A 9,335-nucleotide genomic window follows, 5' to 3' on the forward strand; every position below is an offset into this window, starting at 1 on the left:
ACGTCGTCGAGCTCAAATGTGACATTCGACGAGCAAATTGAAATAGTTATGATGCTGGCGTCATGAAACTCCACTGCTTCGATATTGCTAGTTGAGTTCACTGATTGAAACGTCGATGCTGCGATCCGTTGCGAGCCGCATTGATCACGGCTCGTCTTGAGCCGACTTCGGCGGGACGTCCGAATACCCCAGCCCCAGATGCATCCGGTAGCCGCACAAATCGCGCACCGGCTTCGGCAACGTGCGCGCGAGATGAGGCGGCACATCGATAAACTGATTTTCTTCCTGCCGCAGCCATCCGAGCGAATACGACAGGAACACGCCGTAGCGCCATTGATCGACTCGATTCGCGCCAGCGCCGTGCAGCGTCCCGCCCATCCACAGCAGCACCGATCCCGCCGGCATCGCGGCCGCGACCACCTCATCGGGCCGCGCAACTCGATCCTGCGGCCAGCGATGACTCCCCGGCACGATATGCGTGCCGCCGTTCGCCTCGGTGAAATCCGTCATCGCCCACATGCTCGCGACAATCATGTTCGGCCGCGGCACTTTGAAAAATTGAAACGGATCCTCTTCGCGATGCAGCATCTGCTCGGTCGCGCCGGGACCTATCACCAGCGCCGCCGTCGCATGCACCTGGTAGGTGCGCGAATTGGGCTTGAGCAGCGCGTCGCACACCGACGTCATCAGCGGATGCGTCACGAAGGTGCGAAACGTCTCCGACTTCGCGACCAGCGCCGTAATACGTTTTGTATTACCCGGATAGAAATCCGCCGGTCCGCCTTCCGCTTCGTATTTCTTGTTGAGGCTCGTGCCCGCGTCGGTGGTTTCGAGATACGGCCCAAGCTCGCGCGCGATCGCGTCGCGCTGCGCCTGATCGATCACCCCGCGCACCACCACGCAGCCCTCGCGCTCGAGCGCTGCGAGCACTTCCGCTGGCGAATCCTTCGAGCAGACGGGTATTGAAGCCATCCGACACCTCCCGGCGCGATTACTCAGTTCGCAATTATCACCGCGCCGCAAACATGGTCAAATCACGTGCGCCGTCGCAGCGTTCGTGTCAATGGCTCCCCAATTTGCGCCGCGCTGGCGCCGTGCTTGAATGGAAGGCGCGAGCACGAATCGTCCCGCTCGATTGGAGTAACTGCCGATGGCCAAAATCACCTACCGCGTCCATCCCGAGACCGCCGTTTTGACCCGCGGCTTCGATCCCGCGCTCTCCGTGGGCGCCGCGCGGCCACCGGTTTACCGCAGTTCGACTTTCGTCTTCCCCAGTCCCGAGGCCGCCGAGCGCGCGTTCGGAATCGTGCTCGGCAAAATTAAACCCGAGGGCACCGATCGCCCCGATCTGATCTACGCGCGCCTGAATCATCCCAACGCCGAAATCCTCGAAGAACGACTCGTGCCGCTCGAACGCGGCGCCACCTCGGCCGCGGTTTTCAACTCCGGCATGGCCGCGATTTTCACCGTGCTGATTACCGTCCTCGAGCGCGGCAGCTCGCTCATCTATACCCAGCCGCTTTATGGCGGCACCCAGCATTTGATCCATCAGATAATCGAGCCGCTCGGCTTCGACGTTCACGCAGTGCCCGCCGGCAACTCGCAGGCGCTCACCAACGCGATCGAGCAAACGCCGCGCCTGAAGCTCGTTCTGATCGAAACGCCCGCCAATCCCACGTTGATGATGACCGATATCGCCGAGGCCTCCGCCGCCGCGCGCAGGCATCCGAATCGCCCGCTGCTCGCGATCGACAACACTCTGCTCGGCCCGACCTTTCAGCATCCGCTCGATCACGGCGCCAATCTCGTGATCTATTCCGCCACCAAATTTCTCGGCGGCTTCAGCGACCTGCTTGCCGGCGCAATCCTCGCCACCGACGCCGAATTGATTCAGAGCCTCACCGGCACGCGCGCGCTGCTCGGCAATATCCTGCAAGCCGACGAATGCTGGATGCTGGACAGCCGCCTCTCGACCGTCGCGCTCAGGATGAACCGCCAAAGCAAAAACGCGCAGCGCATCGCCGAGCAATTGACCAAGCATCCCAAGGTCAAGCGCGTGATCTATCCGTCGCTCTTCACCGATCCCGATCAGATACGAATCCGCGATGCGCAAACCGACTATCCCGGCTCGCTGCTGACGCTGGAGCTTACCGGCGGCAAGACCGGCGCATTCGAATTTCTGCGCCGTCTCAAAATCGCCAAGAACGCCGTCAGCCTCGGCGGCGTCGAGAGCCTCGCATGCCATCCGATGACGACCACGCACAGCGAACTGACCGCCGACGAATTCGCCGCCGCCGGCATCACCGACGCGATGGTGCGCATCTCGGTCGGCACCGAACACTGGAAAGATTTGCTCGCCGAGTTTACCTACGCGCTCGCCGGCATCTGAGATGATCGCCAAAACTGATTCCGCAAGCGCCGCGGCCAACGTCGTGATGGGCGTTACGATCACTCATCCCGACAAAGTGCTATGGCCCGGCGTCGGAGATCGCCAGCCCGTCACCAAGCTAGATCTCGCGCGCTACTACGAAAGCGTCGGCGCCTGGATGATCCCTCATTTGAAGGGCCGTCCATGCTCGATCGTTCGCGCGCCCGACGGCATCCAAGGCGAGCTCTTCTTCCAGCGCCATGCGATGCCCGGTACGTCGCACCTCGTCGCGCTCACGACCGTGCCCGGCTCCGGCGACGACCAGCCGTACCTCCAGCTTGATCGAGTCGAGGCGCTCGCCGCGATGGCGCAGGTCGCCGCAGTCGAGCTTCATCCGTGGAATTGCCATCCCGGTCATCCTGAACTCGCGGGCCGTCTCGTCTTCGATCTCGATCCCGCGCCCGACGTCCCGTTCTCCACCGTCATCGACGGCGCGCGCGAACTGCGCGATCGCCTCGACTCGCTCGACCTGGTCGGCTTTTGCAAAACCACCGGCGGCAAGGGCTTGCACGTCGTCGCCCCGCTCTCCTCGGCCGAGAAAGACGCGGTCCCGTGGACCGCGGCGAAAGCGTTCGTGCGCGACGTATGCGCGCAGATGGCCGCCGACAGCCCCGACCGGTCCCTTGTAGTGCGCGAAGTGTAGCGCAACGGACGCCTTGAGGTATCGGCGTCCAGTCCGACGAACGTGTAGGCATCGCCAAACTCGCCACGCTCGGCAAGCTGAGCCGCGGGTTTCTGCTTCATGCCGACATACGCCCAAATCTCAGCGCGTATTAAAATATTTGCTTGAAATTTTTAATCCACGCAACTAGATTAAAATCATGGATGCGCGGGAATTTACAAAAGAGAGCACTGGAAAGCTAGTCAGGATTCCGAACGGGCCGCCAGATATTCAAGTCGCGTTTATACCAGCTCCGCTTCCACCGAAGTGGAGCTGGCCAAATCGACTTTGGAATTTGCTCGTTCAGGCGCGAACTTGTCTGTCCAGTCTAGACGGTGTGGGTAAGCACCTTCCAAATCCGGAAATTCTTATCTGGCCGCTTCAGCGACGAGAAGCGCAACTTTCATCGCAACTGGAAGGGACGATTACCGACCCGCAGCAGCAGGCGTTGTTTGAAGCCGATCCAAGATACCCAATATCGGCCTCTGATCCAGCCAATGCTTTTCGGGAAGTTTTTAATTACAGGCAGGCGCTGAGGCTCAGACTCGACGGCAGAAATCAGTTGCCACTATCGCTGCGATTGATGCGCGAACTTCACGCCATATTGATGGACGGAGTGCGAGGGTCCAATCAGCAACCAGGAGAATTTAGAACAATACAAAATCAGATCGGCAGGCCCGCTCGATTCGTGCCTCCTCCTCCGGAGAATTTATCGGAAGCTCTTAATGATCTTGAGAGATATCTACACGTAAATGACTCTCCGATCGATCCGTTAGTCCGAGCGTTTCTTGTGCATTATCAGTTTGAAGCCATCCATCCTTTTTGCGATGGCAATGGACGCGTCGGGAGACTTCTTCTCTCGATTATGATCGCAGAGTGGTGCGGCCTTTCGAGTCAGTGGTTATACATGAGCGCGTTTTTCGAGAAGCATAAAAGGGACTACATGGACCTGCTGCTGGGCGTCAGCACGCACGGCGCTTGGGACTTATGGATTGAGTTTTGTTTGAACGGCGTAGTTTCTCAGGCCAGAGATACGGAGAAGCGATGTGATAGATTGCTTCAATTACATCGGGATTTTCATAATCGCCTAAAGGAAGGAAGTGTTCGCCTGTCACAGCTCGTTGACAACTTATTTAAGAATCCCATCATTACAGTATCGAGGTACTCCAAAGAATTTGGCGTCACATACCCGACCGCGCGATCTGATTTAAACAAGCTTCACCGACTGGGAATCGTAGAGCCGCTGAGCGGCCTCGACGTTATTACTTATTACTGCGCCAGCATCTATGGAGTCACTTACGAGGATGAACCAGAAGAGGGGCAAGCGGCTTGATGAATCATCCTCGGCGATTCCAACGTGAGGCAGCCGCTTTTTGGGCAATCGCTTTGCGTTCCTTCGCACTCAGTTTTGCGGCTCGAGCATTCCCGCCTTTCAGTCCGCCTAGCCTGCCGAGCGCTACGGCAGCGGGATTCTTTTCTGGTTCTGGTTCAGATTCCTGCGGTTTATCAGCTGCGATAACGTCGATTATGTTGGACGCAATCTCGTTCACGTCCGGCGGCCTCGACTTTCTTGAGCGGTCAGGCATAAATCAAATAATGCCATGAAAAGAGAGGGAATGCAAAAGTGGCAAAAAAGAAACAGCCCGTTACCTTAGTCCCGAATACAGGCAGCAATCAGATACGGGCGAAAGTGATAGGAACTCTAGTGTTGTCGCTTCTTACCGTGTTGAGGGAAGAGTCTCCTGCTACTGTCACGGCCATGCGGGATACGCTCGACCGACTCCTGAAGCGGGCGATTGAAAAAAAAGCTGATGCTACGCAGATCACGGTTATCAAAGAAGCTTGGAGCTTCGTCAACGGCGTGATCCTCACCGGCGGCATTCAATAACTGAAAGACGCTATGTTCGAGAAATTGAAAAAGTGAATCGCGCATGCGCGCTATTAAATCAAATTGGGACACTACCCCCGCCATCCACCCTCGCGACAGGCACCCTCGCCGCGTGATAGTGTGTTGCGGATAACATCACCCCTGGGAGCGTGAAGCGTAATAGATGATATTTCCGAAGCCGATCCAGTTTGCGAGCCTGTCCGAAATTCGCCCGTCACGGTTCAAGCAAGTTCTGCTCGCTGTCGCCGCCACCGCCTTTTTTTCAGGAACGATCGCAGTTCCGGTGGTTTTCGGCGCCCCCGCAGCGCACACCGATGACGCCGGCACCGTCGTCGCCACCGTCGGCGATCACAAAATCACCGCCGGCGAGCTCGATCAGAAAGCGAAGCCGCAGATCGATCAGCTTCGCGCCGCGCTGGCCAAGCGGGTCGAAGAACTGATGCGCGATCGCAGCTTCGAAATCCGCCGCCGCACGCTCGAGGAAATGGCCGACGACTACCTCGTCGTGCAGGCCGCGCAGCAGGCCCATCTCAGCGTTGACGAGTACGTCAAGCAGCAAAGCACCGGCAAGAACGCCGTCACCGACGCCGACGCCAAAAAATTCTACGACAAGAACAAGCAGCAGAACGCCGCGCCCTACGACAAAATCAAGCCGCAACTGATGCAGATGCTCAACCGGCAGGCGATGCTCGAGCGGCTGCACAAAACCCAGACGGTCAAGATCATGCTCGACGCCAAGCGCGTCGCCGTCGATAGCAGCGGCGACCCGACGCTCGGGCCGAAGAATGCTCCCGTGACGATCGTCGAGTTCACCGATTTTCAATGCCCGTTCTGCAAGTCGTCGGAAAACACCGTGAAGCAGCTCCGCGCGAAGTACGGCGACAAGCTTCAGGTGGTGCATATGGATTATCCGCTCGCGTTCCATTCGCACGCCGTCGATGCCGCCAACGCCGCGCGATGCGCCAACGAGCAGGGCAAGTTCTGGGAATTTCACGATTCGCTGTTCGCCAATCAGGGCAAATTGTCGCCCGCCGATCTGAAGGCCTCGGCGAAGACGCTCGGCCTCAAGAGCACCGAGTTCGACGAATGCCTGGATAAGGCGAAATTTCAGCCCGCGGTGAAGCGCGATCAACTCGCCGGTGAGAAAGCCGGCGTCGATGGCACGCCGGCCTTCTTTATCAATGGACGCTCGATCGTCGGCGCGCAGCCGATGCCGCAATTCGAGAAAATTATCGACGAGGAGCTGACCTCCGCAGCTCAGAAACAGGCGTCCGCGAAGTGAGCGAATCGCACAGGAACGGCCGTCAGCTCTGTATCCGATCGCAACAGGCGCGCTGCTTGCTTCCTTGAAGCGTTTGCCTCTAACATCTGTAAGGAACCGATCAATCTACGGGAGACCAGCAGGCTCGGCGCACTATGACGATTAGCTTTCCCTCGACTGAATATTTCACCGCGCTGCAGGCGCAGATGGCGGCCAGCGAAGACAAGTTTCGCCGCCTCGGCTTTATCGATACGACCTTCGGAGTGAGTATCGGCGCTAATGGCGCGTCGCGGAATTTCATCCTCGAATTCGAAGTGTTCGATCTGAAAAACGTCAGCGAAGTACCCGCGCTCGATCTGAAGAAGGTCGACTTCGCGATCAAGGGCGACGCCCCCGTCTGGCGCGAGATGATCGAAAATATCAAGCGCAACGGACAGGCCGATTCCTCGCACGACATCAATACGCTCGCGCACTTCGGCGAGCGCCTCAAAGTCGTTTACGACGATCCCGACGGCCACGACAAACTCTACCGCTTCATGGAATCGATCCAGGAATTTTTCGACCTCTCGAGCAAGCTCGACGTGAGCTTCAACTAGGCGCGGAGGCGCGGCGAAAATGGCATACCTCTCGACCCGGAATTTCACCGACGACAAGGACTTCATCGATAAGTGGCTGTACACGATCCGCACCGGCGAGATGGATCTCTCGTGGATGAACGCCGCCACTGAGAAGATCAGCCCGGAGGAGGCGAACCCGCGCCGCGGACTCACCTATCGCGATCTCGACATCGGCAGCTACGGCTTCACCGACGTGCCCGAAAAAGTCCGCCAGAACCGATCCTACGCGCCGCGCGGCGCCGAGATTCCCGACGGCGTGCCCGATGCGCAGCCGTGGGTATCGCGCAAGAGCGAACTCTGGGGGTTCAACACCGAGAGCTATTACGAAGAAGCGGTCAGCCGTCAGTGGAACGCCACCACCGACATTCCGTGGGAACGGCTGGAAGGCGTCGAGATGCCCGAGGTGACCGGCAAGGCGCTCTCGCAGCTCATGACGTTTCTCACCGAAGTCGAGATGATCGCGACCGACACGCCGGCGATGTGGCTGCCGCGGATCAATCCCGATTTTATCGAAGTGCGCGCGTTTATCGCGTCGCAAGCGATGGACGAAGCGCGCCACGCCGAGGTTTTCCGCAAGCGCGCGCTCACCACGGGATGGGGCCTGATGCAGGCAAGCCCGCTCAACGAGATGGCGCTGAAGCATCTGCGCGATGCGGATTCATTCAGCGAGATGTCGGTCGCGCTGCATCTGGTCGCCGAAGGCAACGTGCTGACGCTGTTCCGCTTCAGCGAATATCTTTCGCCGACCGACGTCGACAAGAAAATCTTCCGCCTCGTGATGCAGGATGAAGCGCGCCACGTCGGCTATGGGATGCAGCACTTCAAGTATGTGCTCGAGCACTTCCCCGAGAAGCGCGAAGTGCTGCATGCGCATCTCGACGAAGCAGAGAACATCTCGTTTGCAGGCGCGGCCGCGACCGAACTGACCGAGTCGTTCATCATTCTCGCCGGCGGCGGGTTGAAGAAAGAAAATATCGAGCAGGGCGTCCGCATCACCACGCAGTTCAACCTGAAGCAGATGCAGGAGCACTTCGAACGCCTCGACAAGTGCGGGATGCCCGAGCGCAAGGATCGATCGAAGCTCTATAAGATGTACGAGATGGGCCGCGCGGCCGCCGAAGCCGCGGGCATCCAGTTGTAAGGCGGTATCAAGTTGGCATTTTACGCGGAAAAGGATTTTACCGAGGACGAGACCGTTCTCGAGGCCGCCAACCAGGTGATGCAGGGCAACCTGTCGCTGCATTGGTACAATGCCAAAACCGAACGGATGAAGGGCCGCCCGTCGAACATGGATCGCGGGCTCACCTACCAGGACCTCGACGTCGGCAGCTACGGCTACACGAGCATCCCGGAGAACGTGCGCAACAGCCAATCGATGGTGTCGCGCGGCAGCGAGAAAGTCGGCAAATTGCCTGACATGGGCTACGTGGTGAATCGCAAATCCGACGTATGGTCGGACAATGTCGGGGAACTTTACGAGGAGAGCAAGGCGCGGCGCTGGGTTCCGGCCGTCGATGTGCCGTGGAAAACACTTCGCACCGAGCCGCTGCCGCCCGACCTCGAGTCCGCCTACGCGCAGCTCTACACGCTCCTGCAGGAATGCCAGATCGTGTCGCTAGATTTTCCCTCGCGATGGGTTTCGCTCATCAACCAGGATTTTCTCGAACAGAAAAGCTTCATGTGCGCGCAGATGCTCGACGCGTCACGCTTGCTCGAAGCGTTTCGCAAGCGCGCGCTCTACGGCGGCACCGGCCTCGGACGCGCGAGCATCAGCGCCGAGCAGGGACTCAAGGAATGGTTGTGGGCGGATCGATTTCCGCAGGGATCGGTGTCGATCAATCTCTCGCTCGCCGGATTGCTGCTCGTGATCTATCGGCAGGTTGCCGCGTTCGCCAAAACCAAAGTAGATCGCTCGATCATGGGCTATGCGATGCAGGATGCGGGTCGGCAGGTCGCCTACGGACTCGGCCAGTTGCGCTATCACTTGCAGCATCGACCGCTCGAAGTGGCTGCGATGGAAGAGTACGTCGATGATACCGAGCACTCGATGGTAGGCATCCTCGGCAGTCCCGAACTGCTCGAGCCGATGATCATCATCTGCGGCGGCGGCCTCGAAAAAGATCAGGTCGATAAGGGACGCGCCGCGACCGCGAGGTTCATCAAGCTGGTCGTGAGCGAATATATGGAGCGACTCGCGTCGGCCGGACTCGCGGGACATTCGCGACGTAGCCGCATCCCCGCCCTGATCGATCGCATCCAGTCGCCCGCTTGAGCCTCGGCGATCGCCGTCGCGCCGCGAGCGTCGCCGTCGGCGCGTCCGCATGTTTTCTGCGCCTACCGCTACTGCTAGTCTGTGTGGATGCCAACTCCTCGGCCCGCATCGCCAACCGCGAGCACCGTAGCTGAGTCCTCGAATCGGGAGCCGAACGAAGCGCCCGACGACCCCGACCAACCTCGCCGCGGCATCTTCGCGCGCGTCT

General features: G+C 59.1%; 8 protein-coding genes and 1 pseudogene. 8 read left to right on the forward strand and 1 reads right to left on the reverse strand.

The genetic code is table 11. The features are described from left to right. Window positions 1-144 precede the first annotated feature (144 nt). On the reverse strand, window positions 145-972 hold the full coding sequence (locus Q7S58_RS05775; RefSeq protein ID WP_304821864.1) for a phytanoyl-CoA dioxygenase family protein: 828 nt from the start codon (window positions 970-972) through the stop codon (window positions 145-147). A 178-nt stretch (window positions 973-1,150) separates the two neighbouring features. Between Q7S58_RS05775 and Q7S58_RS05780 the strand changes: the two genes are divergently transcribed. The 8 genes and pseudogenes from Q7S58_RS05780 to Q7S58_RS05815 all read left to right on the forward strand — a co-directional run bounded on the left by Q7S58_RS05780 (window position 1,151) and on the right by Q7S58_RS05815 (window position 9,127). Continuing rightward, window positions 1,151-2,389: a PLP-dependent aspartate aminotransferase family protein gene (locus Q7S58_RS05780; RefSeq protein ID WP_304821867.1), complete on the forward strand. Its 1,239-nt coding sequence runs from the start codon at window positions 1,151-1,153 to the stop codon at window positions 2,387-2,389. Next, window positions 2,355-3,056 (forward strand): annotated as a pseudogene (locus Q7S58_RS05785) (ATP-dependent DNA ligase); the annotation flags it as partial. The gene Q7S58_RS05780 and the pseudogene Q7S58_RS05785, both read left to right, overlap by 35 nt. A 193-nt stretch (window positions 3,057-3,249) precedes the next feature. Further along, window positions 3,250-4,422 (forward strand): Fic family protein, encoded by a 1,173-nt coding sequence (locus Q7S58_RS05790; protein ID WP_304821874.1) that lies wholly within the window; start codon window positions 3,250-3,252, stop codon window positions 4,420-4,422. A 291-nt stretch (window positions 4,423-4,713) separates the two neighbouring features. Next, on the forward strand, window positions 4,714-4,977 hold the full coding sequence (locus tag Q7S58_RS05795) for a hypothetical protein (protein WP_304821877.1): 264 nt from the start codon (window positions 4,714-4,716) through the stop codon (window positions 4,975-4,977). Between the two features lie 163 nt (window positions 4,978-5,140). Next, window positions 5,141-6,259 carry a thioredoxin domain-containing protein gene (locus Q7S58_RS05800; protein WP_304821880.1) on the forward strand — a complete coding sequence of 373 codons (1,119 nt, stop codon included), beginning with the start codon at window positions 5,141-5,143 and terminating at the stop codon, window positions 6,257-6,259. A 134-nt stretch (window positions 6,260-6,393) separates the two neighbouring features. Next, the gene (locus Q7S58_RS05805) at window positions 6,394-6,834 is read left to right on the forward strand and encodes a hypothetical protein (RefSeq protein ID WP_304821883.1); all 441 of its coding nucleotides are present in this window, start codon (window positions 6,394-6,396) and stop codon (window positions 6,832-6,834) included. Between the two features lie 19 nt (window positions 6,835-6,853). Continuing rightward, the gene (locus tag Q7S58_RS05810; protein ID WP_304821886.1) at window positions 6,854-7,996 is read left to right on the forward strand and encodes a hypothetical protein; all 1,143 of its coding nucleotides are present in this window, start codon (window positions 6,854-6,856) and stop codon (window positions 7,994-7,996) included. Window positions 7,997-8,008: 12 nt separating this feature from the next. After that, window positions 8,009-9,127 (forward strand): hypothetical protein, encoded by a 1,119-nt coding sequence (locus Q7S58_RS05815; protein WP_304821889.1) that lies wholly within the window; start codon window positions 8,009-8,011, stop codon window positions 9,125-9,127. Window positions 9,128-9,335: the final 208 nt, after the last annotated feature.

The organism is Candidatus Binatus sp. (assembly GCF_030646925.1).
Taxonomy (GTDB): domain Bacteria; phylum Desulfobacterota; class Binatia; order Binatales; family Binataceae; genus Binatus.